This is a genomic window from Paenibacillus sp. S-38 (assembly GCF_049942825.1).
GTDB lineage: Bacteria > Bacillota > Bacilli > Paenibacillales > NBRC-103111 > Paenibacillus_G.
The window spans coordinates 7557790-7573789 of the sequence record NZ_CP187970.1 but is presented as its reverse complement, the minus strand read 5'-3'; the positions used below and the strand labels follow the sequence as shown (position 1 = coordinate 7573789).

At 55.2% G+C, this 16000-nt stretch carries 14 protein-coding genes, 3 rRNA genes and 2 riboswitches; of the genes, 14 read left to right on the top strand and 3 right to left on the bottom strand.

Annotation, left to right across the window (positions count from 1 at the left end):
* Nucleotides 1–48: 48 nt before the first annotated feature.
* Nucleotides 49–918: a Ku protein gene (locus ACP26L_RS32990; RefSeq protein WP_426449829.1), complete on the bottom strand. Its 870-nt coding sequence runs from the start codon at nt 916–918 to the stop codon at nt 49–51.
* 183 nt (nt 919–1101) lie between these two features.
* Between ACP26L_RS32990 and ACP26L_RS32985 the strand changes: the two genes are divergently transcribed.
* From ACP26L_RS32985 to ACP26L_RS32925, 13 genes are all read left to right on the top strand, one after another.
* Nucleotides 1102–1308: a hypothetical protein gene (locus ACP26L_RS32985; RefSeq protein WP_426449828.1), complete on the top strand. Its 207-nt coding sequence runs from the start codon at nt 1102–1104 to the stop codon at nt 1306–1308.
* Complete coding sequence (locus tag ACP26L_RS32980) at nt 1305–1487, top strand: H-type small acid-soluble spore protein (protein WP_426449827.1); 183 nt, start codon at nt 1305–1307, stop codon at nt 1485–1487. Before ACP26L_RS32985 ends, ACP26L_RS32980 begins: the two co-directional genes overlap by 4 nt.
* A gap of 180 nt (nt 1488–1667) precedes the next feature.
* A complete protein-coding gene (gene thiL, locus ACP26L_RS32975; protein ID WP_426449826.1) occupies nt 1668–2717 on the top strand; it encodes a thiamine-phosphate kinase in 1050 nt (349 codons plus the stop codon).
* A 19-nt stretch (nt 2718–2736) separates the two neighbouring features.
* A complete protein-coding gene (tsaE, locus tag ACP26L_RS32970; RefSeq protein ID WP_426449825.1) occupies nt 2737–3207 on the top strand; it encodes a tRNA (adenosine(37)-N6)-threonylcarbamoyltransferase complex ATPase subunit type 1 TsaE in 471 nt (156 codons plus the stop codon).
* Nucleotides 3204–4091 (top strand): tRNA (adenosine(37)-N6)-threonylcarbamoyltransferase complex dimerization subunit type 1 TsaB, encoded by an 888-nt coding sequence (gene tsaB / locus ACP26L_RS32965; protein ID WP_426449824.1) that lies wholly within the window; start codon nt 3204–3206, stop codon nt 4089–4091. The genes tsaE and tsaB overlap by 4 nt, the downstream gene beginning before the upstream one ends.
* A 16-nt stretch (nt 4092–4107) precedes the next feature.
* On the top strand, nt 4108–4623 hold the full coding sequence (gene rimI / locus ACP26L_RS32960; protein WP_426449823.1) for a ribosomal protein S18-alanine N-acetyltransferase: 516 nt from the start codon (nt 4108–4110) through the stop codon (nt 4621–4623).
* A 22-nt stretch (nt 4624–4645) separates the two neighbouring features.
* Nucleotides 4646–5722, top strand: coding sequence for a tRNA (adenosine(37)-N6)-threonylcarbamoyltransferase complex transferase subunit TsaD (tsaD, locus tag ACP26L_RS32955; protein WP_426449822.1), 1077 nt, complete (start codon nt 4646–4648; stop codon nt 5720–5722).
* Nucleotides 5723–6125: 403 nt separating this feature from the next.
* Nucleotides 6126–6467, top strand: a complete 342-nt coding sequence (locus ACP26L_RS32950) for a DUF2512 family protein (RefSeq protein ID WP_426449821.1) — start codon at nt 6126–6128, stop codon at nt 6465–6467.
* 414 nt (nt 6468–6881) lie between these two features.
* Nucleotides 6882–8418, top strand: a 16S ribosomal RNA gene (locus tag ACP26L_RS32945).
* A 274-nt stretch (nt 8419–8692) separates the two neighbouring features.
* Nucleotides 8693–11615: ribosomal RNA gene (locus ACP26L_RS32940) — 23S ribosomal RNA — on the top strand.
* 197 nt (nt 11616–11812) lie between these two features.
* Nucleotides 11813–11929 (top strand): 5S ribosomal RNA (gene rrf, locus ACP26L_RS32935).
* Together the 16S, 23S and 5S rRNA genes form the textbook arrangement of a ribosomal RNA operon.
* 131 nt (nt 11930–12060) lie before the next feature.
* A complete protein-coding gene (locus ACP26L_RS32930; RefSeq protein WP_426449820.1) occupies nt 12061–12441 on the top strand; it encodes a WGxxGxxG family protein in 381 nt (126 codons plus the stop codon).
* A gap of 53 nt (nt 12442–12494) precedes the next feature.
* Nucleotides 12495–12689 (top strand): hypothetical protein, encoded by a 195-nt coding sequence (locus ACP26L_RS32925; RefSeq protein WP_426449819.1) that lies wholly within the window; start codon nt 12495–12497, stop codon nt 12687–12689.
* Nucleotides 12690–12815: 126 nt separating this feature from the next.
* On the opposite strand, the gene ACP26L_RS32920 is transcribed toward ACP26L_RS32925, so the two are convergent.
* Nucleotides 12816–13517, bottom strand: coding sequence for a polysaccharide deacetylase family protein (locus tag ACP26L_RS32920; protein ID WP_426449818.1), 702 nt, complete (start codon nt 13515–13517; stop codon nt 12816–12818).
* A 160-nt stretch (nt 13518–13677) separates the two neighbouring features.
* Nucleotides 13678–14520 (bottom strand): stalk domain-containing protein, encoded by an 843-nt coding sequence (locus ACP26L_RS32915; RefSeq protein ID WP_426449817.1) that lies wholly within the window; start codon nt 14518–14520, stop codon nt 13678–13680.
* Between the two features lie 51 nt (nt 14521–14571).
* Nucleotides 14572–14750, bottom strand: a riboswitch (cyclic di-AMP (ydaO/yuaA leader).
* Nucleotides 14751–14924: 174 nt separating this feature from the next.
* On the opposite strand from ACP26L_RS32915, the gene ACP26L_RS32910 reads away from it, so the two are divergent.
* Complete coding sequence (locus ACP26L_RS32910) at nt 14925–15617, top strand: DUF6483 family protein (protein WP_426449816.1); 693 nt, start codon at nt 14925–14927, stop codon at nt 15615–15617.
* 134 nt (nt 15618–15751) lie between these two features.
* Nucleotides 15752–15854, top strand: a riboswitch (purine riboswitch).
* Nucleotides 15855–16000: the final 146 nt, after the last annotated feature.

The following is a 16000-nucleotide window of genomic DNA, read 5'->3' as shown; positions in this document are numbered from 1 at the left end:
AGCCCCGGAAGAAGATGAACGGTTAGGTGGAGCGCTGAGCTTCCCTGCCTAAGAGAGGGCAGGCTCCTTGGCTTTCTTGCCCTTGCCTTTGGCGGTTTTCTTCTCCGGCTTGGCTTCGGCCGCCGGTTCGGAAGAAGGGGCTGTGGCGACCGGTGTGACGGCTTCCAGGCTGGCCTGCAGCGCCGCCATCAGGTCGATGACGTTCGATTTGTTCGGTTCCGGCGCGATGCTGACCTGGCGTCCGGAGATTTTCTGCTCGATGGCCTCGAGCACGGCCGCACGGTAGTCGTCTTTGTACTTTTCCGGCTCGAATGCCGTAGAGAGCTGCTCGATCAGCATTTTGGCCATCGTCAACTCTTTCTCGTTCACGGTAACCGATTCCGGGAGATTCGGGACCTGTGCCACAGGGCGGATCTCGTCAGGATAGAAGATCGTCTCCATGGCGATGCAGCGGTCGATGATGCGGATGGCGGCGAGGGAGCTTTTGGAGCGGATCGATACTTTGGCGATGCCGATCTTGCCGGACTGCCTCATGGCTTCAAGCAGCAGGTTATAAGCGCCGGCTCCCGTTTCGTTAGGTGCCAGGTAATAGGTCTTCTGAAAATACACCGGATCGATATCGGACAGATTGACGAAGTCCAGGATCTTGATTTCCTTCGTCACCTCGCCGGTCAGCCGCTCGAGCTCATCCTTCTCGAAGAGGACAAAAGAACCGGGCTCATACTCGTAGCCTTTGGCAATCTCGCCCCATTCGACTTCACGCTCGCAGTGCTGGCATTTGCGCACGAAGTTCAGCGGCGTATTGCATTCTTTATGAATCATGCGCATCGAGATGTCTTTGTCTTCCGTCGCCGAGAACATTTTGACGGGAACATGCACCAGACCAAAGCTGATGGCACCTTTCCACACCGTATGCATACGGATCCCTCCTTGGCCTGGAAACGGCCCTCTTATACGAACTAGTATACGCACATGGGAGTCATCTCATTACACGGACACGCATGACGGCATACTTTTTTTGGACATGCTACCGTAAGAGGCATTCGCCGATGAACGTCGGCGTCCGCCCGGAATTGCGGCCCAAGGAGGAGACAGCAAGCGATGAGTGAAGCGAATACGTCAGGCAGCCTATATGACAATGATGCCACCCATGAGGGGCGGGAATCCAACTTTATGGATATCGACCGGATGATCAATGAAGGCCTCGGCGGAGGTACGGTATCCTACCAGAACGGGTTGATTGAGGACACGACAACCGACACCATGGACGATGCCGAGTCGGTGACCGGCGGAGGGACCGAAGGATGAAGGTATTCCGTGCACAGGAGATCTTAAGAGCCGAAGACCGGATCCAAGTGGAATTGAACGGAGTGTCCGTTTGGATCGATAGTGTCGATCCGGAGAAGGAAACGGCCAAGGTGCATGTGGAGGAACAGCCCGCCGACTCCCGGGTTGTACCGGTCGATGAACTGCAGGAAGTCACCTAAATGGAATAACGATAACTAGGAACATTACGGCGGAAGCTCTTCGTCCCTTGCGGATGAGGGGCTTTTTTTGCAGCTGCCAGTCTGTCCGTGAAGCTGTCGCCTCCTCTGCGGGCCTCGGTTGCTAGTGGAAGCCCGTAGGGCTATAATAGTTGCTAATAAAGGAAAGCGGAGGCGGATACAGTGGGCTCGGAATCCCTGGACGAATTCTCCCTGATCCGGCTTCTGACCGGAGGCAGGCAATCACCCGCGTTTCAACGGGCCGGAGGGGTCGTGACGGGCATTGGGGATGATGCCGCCGTCGTCGAGGTGACGGCCGGGAGGCATCTTATTCTCACCTGTGACACGATGACCGAGGATACCCACTTCACTTCCGTGACGATGCGTGACCGGGATATCGGATTCAAGGCGATGGCTTCGGCCGTAAGCGACGTGGCGGCCATGGGAGGCTCTCCACGGTTCGCCCTCATCTCCCTGAGCATGCCGAGGTCCTATCCGGCGGAGCGGGCCCACTCCCTGTATGAGGGGCTGTATGAATGTGCCAACCGGTACGGTGTGGTAGTAGCTGGAGGGGATACGACGTCGAGCTCCAGCGGCTTGACCGTGTCGGTCAGCGTGATCGGGGAGACGGAGGCCGGGAGTGCACTGCTGCGGTCCTCCGCTGCCCCTGGTGATGTTGTCTTCGTCACGGGGGAGCTCGGGAATTCCGCGGCGGGGCTCGAATGGCTCTTATCCCGCGGTCTTGCGGCCTCATTCTGGGAGGATGAATGGGCCGGCGCCGGTCTGGAGATGCGCCCGCTCATCGGGGCGCATTGCCGTCCCCTGCCCCGGGTGGAGGCCGGGGAACTGCTACGTCAGTCCACTTGGTGCCATGCACTCAATGATGTCAGCGACGGATTGGCGAGCGAGGCCTGGGAGATCGCGGAGGCGTCCGGCGTCGGCATCGATCTCCTGGAGGAGCGGATTCCGTTATCGGAGGCCCTGTTCAAGCAGGCTGCGCGTGCGGGGAAGGAGCCCTTGGACTATGCGCTGTTCGGGGGCGAAGACTATGAGCTTCTAGGCACGGTGCCTGCGGAGCAGGCGTTGGCCCTGCAGATGAAGTTCAAGGAAGCAGGCTTGGCACTGCATTTGATCGGGTACGTGACGGCCGAAGCCGGTAAGGTTCGGCTGATCCGCAGCAGCGGGGATATGGTTCCGCTGGAGAAGAAAGGATATAACCATTTTGCAGGTTGAAGGGAGGGGCCCGGCGGGCATGTCCTTATATCAATATATATCCCGGAGCGTGGATGATACCGCGTTCCTTGCGCGTCAGCTTGCGGCGTTCTTCGGACCCGGGACTGTCATCACGCTGGACGGGGATCTCGGTGCCGGCAAGACCACCTTCTCCCAGGCCGTTGGCAGGGAGCTGGGGGTGAAGGAAATTGTCAATTCGCCCACCTTCACTATCATCAAAGAATACATGGGGGAGGCCCTTCCCTTTTATCATATGGACGTTTACCGGCTCTCCGCAGAAGAAGCGGACGAGCTCGGGCTCGACGATTATTTCTATGGGGACGGAGTGACGCTGGTGGAGTGGGGGTCTCTGGTTGAAGAGCTGCTTCCCGATGCCCGGCTGGAGATCCGTATCGGACTGGCCGGGGAAGCCCACCGGACATTCACACTTCTTCCTCACGGAGAGCCTTACGAACAATGGTGCGGGAAGCTAAAGGAGAACGGGATATGACGACAAATTCTAGCGGCGCGAAGCCGTACGATGAAGAGGGGTTGATGCTGTCGGTCGATACCTCTACGGTCTCGATGACCGCGGCGCTGTCCCGGGGCGGGCGGCTTCTCGGCGAAATCACGCTGAGCGCGGAGCGCAACCACTCTCTCTATGTGGTGCCGGCGCTGCAGCGGCTCATGGAGGCGGAGGGGGTGAAACCGGCCGACCTGTCTGCCTTCACAGCAGGGGTAGGTCCGGGCTCTTATACCGGCACCCGGATCGGCGTGACGGTTGCCAAGACCTTCGCCTGGACCCACGGCCTTGCGCTGCTGGGTGTTTCGACGCTGGAGGCGATGGCGCTCGGCGGCTTGGAAGAGGTTCTGGATCCCGCACGGCCGGCTGTACCTGAGTCCACCGACCAGACGGCAGAGCTGAATATCGTAACGGACGGAGATCTTGGGGCGCTGGACCGTATTGTGCGTAGGAACGAAGGGGGAGAGCCGCTCACCCGATGGGTGGTCCCTCTAATTGACGCACGCCGTGGACAGGCTTTCTCCGGATTATATGAAGCATCGGCCGCGGGCTGGAGATGTCTTATTCCGGATGGGATTCGTCTGACGGCGGCCTGGGCGGAAGAACTCCTTGCTTTGGCCGGGCATCACAAGCCTCATCAAGTGGTATGCACCGGAGACGCTCATCAGCATGCGCAGTCCTTCCTCGCCTTCCGGGAAGGCTTCGAGGGGGGTTGGACCGAAACGAACTTTGCCTTTAAGGCCAGGCACGTCGCCGAGCTCGGCCGTATTCGCTGGCAGCGGGGGGATACCGAAGATGTTTACGGGTTGGTGCCGAATTATACGCAGCTGGCGGAGGCGGAAGCAAATCTTCTTGCCGCCAAACGAACATAAGAGAGGACGTCCTGCCATGGAACAAGAATCTGAGCGGCCGGCCTCCGTACCCGAGGGTCTGTCTTACCGGTTCAGACCGATGGAAGCGGAGCATATTCCGGTCATCTGCGAGATCGAGCAGGAATCCTTCACAACGCCCTGGACGGCCGGGGCTTTTCATAATGAACTGACGAATAACCAGTTTGCCCGCTATCTCGTTCTTGAGGTGGAAGGGGAGATCGGCGGATACGGGGGGATGTGGCTCATTATGGAGGAGGCCCATGTCACCAACGTAGCGGTCCGGGCCAAATTCCGCGGGCGCAAGCTGGGCGAGCTGCTCGTGAGAGAAATGCAGCGGACAGCGTCCTTGTATGGGGCTATCCGCATGACGCTCGAAGTGCGTCCATCCAATCATGTGGCTTTGGGGCTTTATGAGAAGCTCGGATTCCGGTCCGTCGGGGTCCGCCGCGGGTATTATACGGACAACCAGGAAGACGCGGTCATCATGTGGGCCGACCTGCCCAAAGCGGGCCGATGGAAGGATCAAGCCTAGACGGACGGAGAGGAATGAATTAATGAACGAGACGAACTTTGCAGCAGCTCCGGCCGGCGAAGGCATCCTTGATGCCGGAAGGCGGCCGGTTTATATATTGGCGATTGAGACAAGCTGTGATGAGACGGCGGTATCGATTGTGCGCGACGGCACGGAGATTCTGGCGAATGTCGTGTCCTCCCAGATCGAAACGCATCAGCGATTTGGCGGCGTTGTGCCGGAGGTCGCCTCCCGCAAGCACGTGGAATCCATCACCTGGATTCTCCAGGAGGCGCTGGATAAGGCGAACCTGCATCCTTCCAAGCTCTCGGCCGTTGCCGTTACGCAGGGGCCCGGCCTTGTCGGAGCCCTGCTCGTCGGCATGGTCGCGGCCAAGGCATTCGCCTGTGCCTGGGGTCTGCCCCTGATCGGCGTCCATCATATAGCCGGGCACATCTATGCGAACGCCCTGGTTCACCGCCTGGAATATCCCTTCCTGTCGCTGGTGGTATCGGGCGGTCACACGGAGCTGGTGTATGTGGAGTCGGAAGGGCACTTCCGCATCATCGGCCAGACCAGGGACGATGCCGCGGGAGAAGCTTACGACAAGGTAGCCCGGGCCCTGAAGCTGCCTTACCCGGGCGGACCGCATATTGACCGGCTCGCCTTGGAGTCCGAGGAAGCGCTGGCGCTTCCCCGGGCTTGGCTGGAGCCCGATTCCTACGACTTCAGCTTCAGCGGGCTGAAGTCGGCGGTGCTGTCGGCCATGAACTCGGCCGCCATGAAAGGGCAGACGCTTTCCGCCGGAGCCGTCGCGCGGGGCTTCCAGGACTCGGTGGTCGAGGTCCTGGTCGAGAAAGCCCTGCGCGCCGTCAAGGCTTACGGCGCGAGGCAGCTCCTGTTGGCCGGCGGAGTCGCAGCCAACAAGGGACTCCGCGCGCGGCTGGAAGCGCGCTGCGCGGAAGCCGGCGTTCCGCTGCTTGCGCCGCCTCTCGCCCTGTGCACGGACAACGCGGCGATGATCGGCGCCGCCGCGTTCCTGAAGTACCGGCGGGGCCAGTTCGCCTCGCTTGATCTCAAGGCCGACCCTCAGCTGAAGCTGGAGCAGTGGTCGGTTTAATTGACCGCGGTATTCTTTTTATGAATACCGCAGCAGGAGAGCCTCCGCGGATGAGATAACCCGCGGAGGCTTTTTTTCGTGCCCCGGATGTGAAGGCGGGAGCATATTGGCAGGGGGTGTAACGAATACGCGTCCTGCAGAAGAGAGAAAATAAAATATAGAGATACCGGCATCATTGGCTCTCTTTTTATTTCAATCTAGGACACGGAGGAGATCCGAACCAGATGACCTACACTTGTCAGTATTGTGAAAGAGATGCGGAGTCGGCTCACAGTATAACAGTGTATGAAGAGGATGGAAGAGAGAAAGATTTCCAAATTCTATGCAGTTCTTGTTACCAGGAGTGGCTGCTCTCTTTAAAGGGCTGATCCTTATTCTTCAGCAGTGAAAAGGAGTGCGCGGGATGCGGTTATTATGGATGAAGATACTGATTAATGGTCTTATAACAGTCCACTTCCTGGTGATATTTGCAGGAGCATCCTTCAGCGGCGCCGTCGTTTCTTCAGTTATTCTCAGCTTGATCGCTTATGTGATTGGTGATCGCTTGATTCTGAAGATAACCAATAATGTAGTGGCCACGGCTCTGGACCTGGGTCTTGCCTCTTTGTTCTTTATCCTTGTTTCCGGCGTTACTATAGGTGAGCTCTCTATGGTTGAACTCTTAACCTTAGTGGCCGGACTGGGTGTGCTTGAATATTACTTTCATCGTACGTTCGGGGCCAATCTGGTTAGTTCCGCCGCTTAATCTGTGCAGACCGTTGTAGGAGACCCCCTCCTGCACGGTCTATTTTTTGTTTATTTCGAGTTGCATTGCTCACGGCTTTGTGATAAAATCCAAAACGTTGACTTAAGAGACTTCTGGGATCTACACCCTGCGGACTTGTCCCTCGGAATGGAGAAAAGAAATAGCTTGTCAATCGAAATACTCTGTGCTAGAATGTTCAACGTTGTCGAAATGAAGTATACCGGTGATGAACAGATGACGAAAATTGCCGCTTGCTAACAAGAGAACGATGTGGTAAGTTGATTGAGCTGCTTCGGCGGCCTGATGATAACGAACCAAGATTGCCCTTTGAAAACTGAACAACGAGTGAGTGTTAAATATAGAGACTCAGCGATGAGTTTCTGCCAAGCTTCAAAATGAGTCATCAGCTTTTCTTTAATGGAGAGTTTGATCCTGGCTCAGGACGAACGCTGGCGGCGTGCCTAATACATGCAAGTCGAGCGGAGCACTTCGGTGCTTAGCGGCGGACGGGTGAGTAACACGTAGGCAACCTGCCTGTAAGATCGGGATAACTACCGGAAACGGTAGCTAAGACCGGATAGCTGGTTTCGGTGCATGCCGGAATCATGAAACACGGGGCAACCTGTGGCTTACGGATGGGCCTGCGGCGCATTAGCTAGTTGGGGGGGTAATGGCCCACCAAGGCGACGATGCGTAGCCGACCTGAGAGGGTGATCGGCCACACTGGGACTGAGACACGGCCCAGACTCCTACGGGAGGCAGCAGTAGGGAATCTTCCGCAATGGGCGCAAGCCTGACGGAGCAACGCCGCGTGAGTGATGAAGGTTTTCGGATCGTAAAGCTCTGTTGCCAGGGAAGAATGTCGTGGAGAGTAACTGCTCTGCGAATGACGGTACCTGAGAAGAAAGCCCCGGCTAACTACGTGCCAGCAGCCGCGGTAATACGTAGGGGGCAAGCGTTGTCCGGAATTATTGGGCGTAAAGCGCGCGCAGGCGGTTTTTTAAGTCTGGTGTTTAAGCCCGGGGCTCAACCCCGGTTCGCACCGGAAACTGGAAGACTTGAGTGCAGGAGAGGAAAGCGGAATTCCACGTGTAGCGGTGAAATGCGTAGAGATGTGGAGGAACACCAGTGGCGAAGGCGGCTTTCTGGACTGTAACTGACGCTGAGGCGCGAAAGCGTGGGGAGCAAACAGGATTAGATACCCTGGTAGTCCACGCCGTAAACGATGAGTGCTAGGTGTTAGGGGTTTCGATACCCTTGGTGCCGAAGTAAACACAATAAGCACTCCGCCTGGGGAGTACGCTCGCAAGAGTGAAACTCAAAGGAATTGACGGGGACCCGCACAAGCAGTGGAGTATGTGGTTTAATTCGAAGCAACGCGAAGAACCTTACCAGGTCTTGACATCCCTCTGAAAGCCCTAGAGATAGGGTCCTCCTTCGGGACAGAGGAGACAGGTGGTGCATGGTTGTCGTCAGCTCGTGTCGTGAGATGTTGGGTTAAGTCCCGCAACGAGCGCAACCCTTGACTTTAGTTGCCAGCATTAAGTTGGGCACTCTAGAGTGACTGCCGGTGACAAACCGGAGGAAGGTGGGGATGACGTCAAATCATCATGCCCCTTATGACCTGGGCTACACACGTACTACAATGGCCGGTACAACGGGAAGCGAAGTCGCGAGATGGAGCGAATCCTTAGAAGCCGGTCTCAGTTCGGATTGCAGGCTGCAACTCGCCTGCATGAAGTCGGAATTGCTAGTAATCGCGGATCAGCATGCCGCGGTGAATACGTTCCCGGGTCTTGTACACACCGCCCGTCACACCACGAGAGTTTACAACACCCGAAGCCGGTGGGGTAACCCGCAAGGGGGCCAGCCGTCGAAGGTGGGGTAGATGATTGGGGTGAAGTCGTAACAAGGTAGCCGTATCGGAAGGTGCGGCTGGATCACCTCCTTTCTATGGAGATCATGGCCATGAAGATGGCCGGATCAAATCGGCAGCGCAAGCTGCAAAAGCCGCGTAAGCGGGACACTCACTCGTGTTCAGTTTTGAAAGGTGCAATGCCTTTCAAACTCAATGTTTGTTCCTTGAAAACTGGATATACGAAACAAACTAGCTGAAGTAATCTAATGTTTATCTTTGTAGCTGCTAGCGATGTATTTCGTTTTTGACAGCGACCTTTATGCGAAGCATAACGGAGCGCAAAAACGAAACTACGAGCATCGCATTTGGTTAAGCTATTAAGAGCACACGGAGGATGCCTAGGCACCAGGAGCCGAAGAAGGACGTGGCGAACAACGATAACGCCTCGGGGAGCCGTAAGCAGGCTTTGATCCGGGGATGTCCGAATGGGGAAACCCACATGTGGTAATTCGCATGTACCATGCAGTGAATACATAGCTGCATCGGAGGCAGACGAGGGGAACTGAAACATCTAAGTACCCTCAGGAAAAGAAAACAATAGTGATTCCGTCAGTAGCGGCGAGCGAAAGCGGAGTAGCCCAAACCAAGGAGCTTGCTCCTTGGGGTTGTAGGACGTCAATGTGGGTTAAGCAGAGTAGGCGAACAGGTCTGGAAAGGCCGGCCAGAGTGGGTAAAAGCCCCGTAACCGAAATTCTGCGAACACCCTAGACGGATCCTGAGTACCGCGAGACACGTGAAACCTCGTGGGAAACCGGCAGGACCATCTGCCAAGGCTAAATACTCCCTGGTGACCGATAGTGAAGCAGTACCGTGAGGGAAAGGTGAAAAGAACCGCGGGAGCGGAGTGAAAAAGAACCTGAAACCGTGTGCTTACAAGAAGTCAGAGCCCGTTCATGGGTGATGGCGTGCCTTTTGTAGAATGAACCGGCGAGTTACGTTCCCGTGCGAGGTTAAGGTGAGAAGCCGCAGCCGCAGCGAAAGCGAGTCTGAATAGGGCGAATGAGTACGTGGACGTAGACCCGAAACCGTGTGATCTACCCCTGTCCAGGGTGAAGGTGCGGTAACACGCACTGGAGGCCCGAACCCACGAATGTTGAAAAATTCGGGGATGAGGTGGGGGTAGCGGAGAAATTCCAATCGAACTCGGAGATAGCTGGTTCTCCCCGAAATAGCTTTAGGGCTAGCCTCGGGTTAGCGTTGCGGAGGTAAAGCACTGATTGGGTGCGGGGCCCGCCAAGGGTTACCAAGTCCAGTCAAACTCTGAATGCCGCAAACGTGATGCCCGGGAGTCAGACAGTGAGTGCTAAGATCCATTGTCAAGAGGGAAACAGCCCAGATCATCAGCTAAGGTCCCCAAGTGTGTGTTAAGTGGGAAAGGATGTGGAGTTGCACAGACAACCAGGATGTTGGCTTAGAAGCAGCCACCATTGAAAGAGTGCGTAATAGCTCACTGGTCGAGTGACTCTGCGCCGAAAATGTAACGGGGCTAAACACACCACCGAAGCTATGACTAGATATCTATGATATCCTGGGGTAGGGGAGCGTTGTATGCGGGTTGAAGGTTGATCGTGAGGACAGCTGGACTGCATACAAGTGAGAATGCCGGTATGAGTAACGAAAAGATCAGTGAGAATCTGATCCGCCGAAAGCCTAAGGGTTCCTGAGGAAGGCTCGTCCGCTCAGGGTAAGTCGGGACCTAAGGCGAGGCCGAAAGGCGTAGTCGAAGGACAACAGGTTGAAATTCCTGTACCACCGTGAACCGTTATGAGCGATGGGGTGACGCAGAAGGATAGTGACGCGAGCTGATGGATGCTCGTCCAAGCAGTGAGGCTGATGTGTAGGCAAATCCGCACATCGATAAGGCTGAGCTGTGATGGGGAGGGAAACTTAAGTACCGAAGGTCATGAGTTCAGGCTGCCAAGAAAAGCCTCTAGCCAGGGAGAAGGTGCCCGTACCGCAAACCGACACAGGTAGGCGAGCAGAGCATGCTAAGGCGCGCGGAAGAACTCTCGTTAAGGAACTCGGCAAAATGACCCCGTAACTTCGGGAGAAGGGGTGCCTCGGTAGGGTGAATAGCCCGAGGGGGCCGCAGTGAAAAGGCCCAAGCGACTGTTTAGCAAAAACACAGGTCTGTGCGAAGCCGCAAGGCGAAGTATACGGGCTGACGCCTGCCCGGTGCTGGAAGGTTAAGGGGAGCGGTTAGGGGTAACCCGAAGCTGTGAACCGAAGCCCCAGTAAACGGCGGCCGTAACTATAACGGTCCTAAGGTAGCGAAATTCCTTGTCAGGTAAATTCTGACCCGCACGAATGGCGTAACGACTTGGGCGCTGTCTCGACGAGAGATCCGGTGAAATTTTAATACCTGTGAAGATGCAGGTTACCCGCGACAAGACGGAAAGACCCCATGGAGCTTTACTGCAGCTTGATATTGGACTTTGGTACGATCTGTACAGGATAGGTGGGAGCCTGAGAAGCCTGAGCGCCAGCTTGGGTGGAGGCGCCGTTGGGATACCACCCTGATCGTATCGGAGTTCTAACCTGGTACCGTGATCCGGTGCGGGGACAGTGTCAGGTGGGCAGTTTGACTGGGGCGGTCGCCTCCTAAAGCGTAACGGAGGCGCCCCAAGGTTCCCTCAGAATGGTTGGAAATCATTCGAAGAGTGCAAAGGCATAAGGGAGCTTGACTGCGAGACAAACAGGTCGAGCAGGGACGAAAGTCGGGCTTAGTGATCCGGTGGTACCGAATGGAAGGGCCATCGCTCAACGGATAAAAGCTACCCTGGGGATAACAGGCTTATCTCCCCCAAGAGTCCACATCGACGGGGAGGTTTGGCACCTCGATGTCGGCTCATCGCATCCTGGGGCTGAAGTAGGTCCCAAGGGTTGGGCTGTTCGCCCATTAAAGCGGTACGCGAGCTGGGTTCAGAACGTCGTGAGACAGTTCGGTCCCTATCTGTCGCGGGCGCAGGAAATTTGAGAGGAGCTGTCCTTAGTACGAGAGGACCGGGATGGACGTACCGCTGGTGTACCAGTTGTTCCGCCAGGAGCACGGCTGGATAGCCAAGTACGGACGGGATAAGCGCTGAAAGCATCTAAGCGTGAAGCCCCCCTCAAGATGAGATTTCCCAAGTCAGTAAGACCCCTTGTAGACGACGAGGTTGATAGGTTCGGGGTGGAAGCGCGGCAACGTGTGGAGCTGACGAATACTAATCGGTCGAGGGCTTATCCAAACAGCTTCCGCAAGGAAGCGGCAGCAATACTAAGGTTTAGATCTTTAGCTAGCGAGTGAGGATATATCATTTTGGTAGTGACCTTTGTGCGAAGCACAAAGGAACGCAAAATGATATACCCGAATGTATATCCAGTTTTCAAGGTACAAGCTGCCTTGAATATGTATTACCGTGTATCCTGGCCGATACACAAACCGTTTGGTGATGATGGCGGAAGGGAACCACGCGTACCCATCCCGAACACGAACGTTAAGCCTTCCAGCGTCGATGGTACTTGGACCGCAGGGTCCTGGGAGAGTAGAACGTCGCCAAGCCAATGAAGAGCCCATTTGGACCATGTGTCCAAATGGGCTTTTTTGCATTCTTTTTTGCTTTCTTTGTATTTTATACAGTCCGTTAGAAAAAACTAGAGGAGATGTTGAAATACAACAGGGAGGACAAAGAAATGAGCAAAACCTGGACAACCATATCGATTGTTGCCCTACTGGCTTTGTACGGAATGCTGCCGGGGTGGGTTCGTGCGGAGAACGGCGCAGCACAAAACGGAGTGGATCAGGCTAACCCGATGGGGACCGTGAGACAAAGCACCAATGGAGCCCAATTTGGCAGCGATGCGGGGCTCGGCTTGTCGGGAAGCACACCAGGATTTTTGATCAACAAGCAGCAGATCAGGGCGACGACGGGCGGGATGGCGGGCTATCGGCCGTTAGCCGTCTCAGACCGTGAGGACGGCGCGGATTGGGGCTGGCTGGGCTTAATCGGGTTGGTGGGATTGTCCGGTCTGTCTTCCGCCAGACGGAGCAGAAGATCCGAGACCAAGTCCTGAGAAATTTAAATTATAGGCAGCGGTATATAGCAACACAATCAGAGGAGGTAACCATGAGCAGCGTACAAAATAATGACAACAATGAAGAACTGGCCGACTTGGGCACGCATATGGCGGGAGCAACCGGTCTTCACCAAACACGTACATTCGAGGAAGTAAGAAGTGTGGAGGCTCCTGGACAAGGTCCCGGCGCCGTAGACAACCGGGATCACGAGATGGATTTTAAAGAGTATGGTGACTCGATTTAATTCGGAGCATCTGTATGAATATTTGCGGGCTTGGAAGGTGGATAACTTTCCAAGCCTTATTTCATTTTCGTATCTGAACAGCAAAAAGACCCCTGGGACAAATGGTCGGGATCTCGGCTGTTGTGCTCATTTGCGGGTTCGCGAGATCAAATCCGATACGGTAACAAACTCATAACCGCGCTGTTTCAGCTCCGGCAGAATGCTTCGGAGTGCTTCAACGGTTTGGCTGCAATCCCCCTGAAGATCGTGAAAGAGTACAATGTCCCCGTTGTGCACGTTATTGAGCACTTGGGAGACGATTTTATCCGCACCCGGTTTCATCCAATCCTTTGTATCCTGATACCAGGACCACATGACTACCGTAAGCTTGTCTTCCTTCATGGACTGGAGGAGAGCATCATTGTAAAAACCGCCGGGAGGCCGGAATACATGCGGCATTTGCTCCGTAATGTCGAAAATGACTTCTTGGGTTTGGCGGATTTCCGTAATAAGCTGTTCGGCAGGATAGTGTTTGAGGAAATGATGGTCAAACGTATGATTGGCGATTTCATGTCCCTCATTCACTTCACGAATGGCGATGGCGGGATATAACTGGACCCGCTTGCCGATCACGAAGAACGTCCCCTTGGCACCATACTCATGAAGCAGGTCGAGAATCTGAGGCGTATAGACCGGGTTGGGGCCGTCGTCGAACGTCAAGGCAATGAGTTTCTGATCGGTCTCCACGTTCCAAACCACCTCGCTGGGCCGCGGAGCAGGAACGCCTGCACCGGTCAAACAAAACGATGTTAGGACACACAGCAGAAGCTTGCGGATACCTTGATTCATGTCGGTCACCTCCGTCACATGATCATGCTTAGGGTTCGACCGGTAAGGCGTACCTATACACCGGAAGCAGAGGCCAAAAAAAAGCAGGCCTCCCATCGAGGCAGCCGGCTTAGGGCCGAGCGCCTCGATGAAGAGACCTGCTTTTTTAGGAGCGCCGTTTTTACGTGCCAAGCACATGAACCTTCACGTTCTGAATACCGAACTTCAATGCGGCTTGGCGCCCATCGGGCATAAAGATATCAATCTTGTTCCCCTTCACGGATCCACCGATATCCGTTGCAACGGCGTACATGCCTCCAGCCGGAAGGCCGTCGTGCGCGTAGCCTTCAATAAATACCTTAGACCCCAGAGGGATGACAGCAGGATCTACGGCAATCGTCCCCAGCTTCAGAGGATTACCCATGTAGTCTCTCGCTGCGAACGTGCCGTTCTCCCCTGCGACTGCTGTATAGGCAGAAGCGCTGGCTTCGATCGTCATCGTATAGAGAGGAGCGATCTTCGTGGGGCGGTACCAAGCTGGAGCATGGTATTGACCATCCACTCCAAGAATGGCGATGCGGTTCAGGTTGTCCCACTGGGTCTGAATGCCGAAGGAGTCGGCAAGCAGCCGGAAAGGGACGTAGGTTTGCCCGTCTACAAGCTTGGCAGCTGCTTCCTGAACGGAAGGCTGGCCGTTGACTGTAATGTTAGGGTCACCTGTGGTAAAAACAACGGTGGTAGTGGTGCTGCTCAGGGTGATCTTCATCTGAGCGCCGGCATGCTCCCACTGAAGCTGGTATCCCAGCTTGTCAGCGATGTCCCTGGCCGGAACCTGAAGCTTATGGTTCTCGTCAAGGAAAGGCTGGGCATTCGAGAATTGCAAGAGGCTGTCATTTACCTGCACCTTGATATCCTCGGCGAGCCGAACGGTCTCGGCCTGTGCAGGACTGGCGAATACAAGAATTGCGGCTGCGGGCAGCGTCAATAGACATGCCTTCAGCATGGACGTGATGCGACTTTTCAACTGGATCCCTCCATATCGTTGCACCTGTCCGGCGAGATCAAGAATCCGCCGTCAGTTGTCGATCATAGCCTCCGAGGTTAGTTGTCGGGTTCGGGAAGAAGGTTGGTTCCCTAGCATGGTGCCCGCTCCGCTGCAGTAGTGCCAGCGGCAGACAGCCGGTGCATTCACCCCATGTGATGCGTCCCCCGTACGTACATCTAAATACATGCGCGATTCGGCTTCTAAGAGCGTACCACACGTTAAAAGTGAGGGGCAATGGATAAAATCATCCAGTCCCTTCCTATAATTGACACGGGGGCTTAACCCCAGCGGGCATGTGGGTTACAATGGATAAAATGATGCGGAGAACCATTGGCGGAAGCAGATCAAAAGCTGGAAAAGCAGCGGGTGAGAGAGGGGAAAGTATGTATCAAAGAGATTATATTCTACGGATGATCGAGCAGGCAGGGGGGATGGTTGGCCGCGTGATGCAGTTAGCCCGTAACAGACGGCTGGAGGAGGCCATGGAACTGCTGCAGCAGGCGATGAAGGAGATGCTGGGACTAGGCTCCAAGCTGATCGGAGCGCTGTCGGTGAAGGACCTGGTTGCGCTGCTGTCCAAGGATGGGGAACTGGACTCAGCCAAAGTACTGGCGATGGGGGATCTCATGAAAGCGCAGGCGGATCTGGAGCGGGAAAGTGGGAATGAAACGGCTGCCAGACGGACGGCACAGAAATCCCTCGAGATCCTGCTGATCGGACGCGAATACGATGCCCTCGGCGAGCTGAGAGAAGAATTCAACAGACGAATTCAAGAGGCGCTGAACATCACGGGGCGAGCAGGGTTGAGTGAGGGGATCCTGTCGAGGGTTGTCGGATATTACGAGGAGCAGGGCAGCTATGCCTGGGCGGAGGATGCCTTGTTTTATCGACTAGAGGAGTTAAAGGGCGGGCAGCGGGAGCTGGAGTGGAGAGCCGCCGCAGAAGAAGGGATCCGAATGTACGAACGGTGGGTGCTTCTGGAGGATGCCCTGCTGCAGGCAGGCGGCTTGTCGTCGGAAGAGGCTGAGGAAGGCCTGCGGACGCTCAGGCAATTGAAAATAGCAGATAGCCAATAACAGGAAATTACATAAAATGGATAACTGCAAATACGAACTATTATCACATCGAAAACAAAAATGTTCGCCTTTTTGAGTTGACATCCTGTGTGAAAGCCGATAAACTGAAAGAGATCATTAGCTTGGAAAAAATACGTATGACATTCGAATAATCTCGTATAATGTCGGGAATATGGCCCGAATAGTTTCTACCCGAAAACCTTAAATTTTTGGACTACGAGTAAGCGTTGATGAAGAAGGTCGGCACGGCAGGTGTCTGGCCTTAACTTGCGCTTAGGAGTCTTCTTGTCGTCCTTACTCATAGACTGAACAGCTTTTTTGAGCATGTGCAGCTTCTATCTGGAAGGACGTTTTGTTTTATATGGCCTTGATTGCATAAATGT

Bases quoted from the DNA above. Each gene is read 5' to 3' on its own strand.
- ACP26L_RS32990 (WP_426449829.1), bottom strand. From the start codon at position 918: ATGCATACGGTGTGGAAAGGTGCCATCAGCTTTGGTCTGGTGCATGTT.
- ACP26L_RS32985 (WP_426449828.1), top strand. From the start codon at position 1,102: ATGAGTGAAGCGAATACGTCAGGCAGCCTATATGACAATGATGCCACC.
- ACP26L_RS32980 (WP_426449827.1), top strand. From the start codon at position 1,305: ATGAAGGTATTCCGTGCACAGGAGATCTTAAGAGCCGAAGACCGGATC.
- tsaE (WP_426449825.1), top strand. From the start codon at position 2,737: ATGTCCTTATATCAATATATATCCCGGAGCGTGGATGATACCGCGTTC.
- tsaB (WP_426449824.1), top strand. From the start codon at position 3,204: ATGACGACAAATTCTAGCGGCGCGAAGCCGTACGATGAAGAGGGGTTG.
- rimI (WP_426449823.1), top strand. From the start codon at position 4,108: ATGGAACAAGAATCTGAGCGGCCGGCCTCCGTACCCGAGGGTCTGTCT.
- tsaD (WP_426449822.1), top strand. From the start codon at position 4,646: ATGAACGAGACGAACTTTGCAGCAGCTCCGGCCGGCGAAGGCATCCTT.
- ACP26L_RS32950 (WP_426449821.1), top strand. From the start codon at position 6,126: ATGCGGTTATTATGGATGAAGATACTGATTAATGGTCTTATAACAGTC.
- ACP26L_RS32930 (WP_426449820.1), top strand. From the start codon at position 12,061: ATGAGCAAAACCTGGACAACCATATCGATTGTTGCCCTACTGGCTTTG.
- ACP26L_RS32925 (WP_426449819.1), top strand. From the start codon at position 12,495: ATGAGCAGCGTACAAAATAATGACAACAATGAAGAACTGGCCGACTTG.
- ACP26L_RS32920 (WP_426449818.1), bottom strand. From the start codon at position 13,517: ATGAATCAAGGTATCCGCAAGCTTCTGCTGTGTGTCCTAACATCGTTT.
- ACP26L_RS32910 (WP_426449816.1), top strand. From the start codon at position 14,925: ATGTATCAAAGAGATTATATTCTACGGATGATCGAGCAGGCAGGGGGG.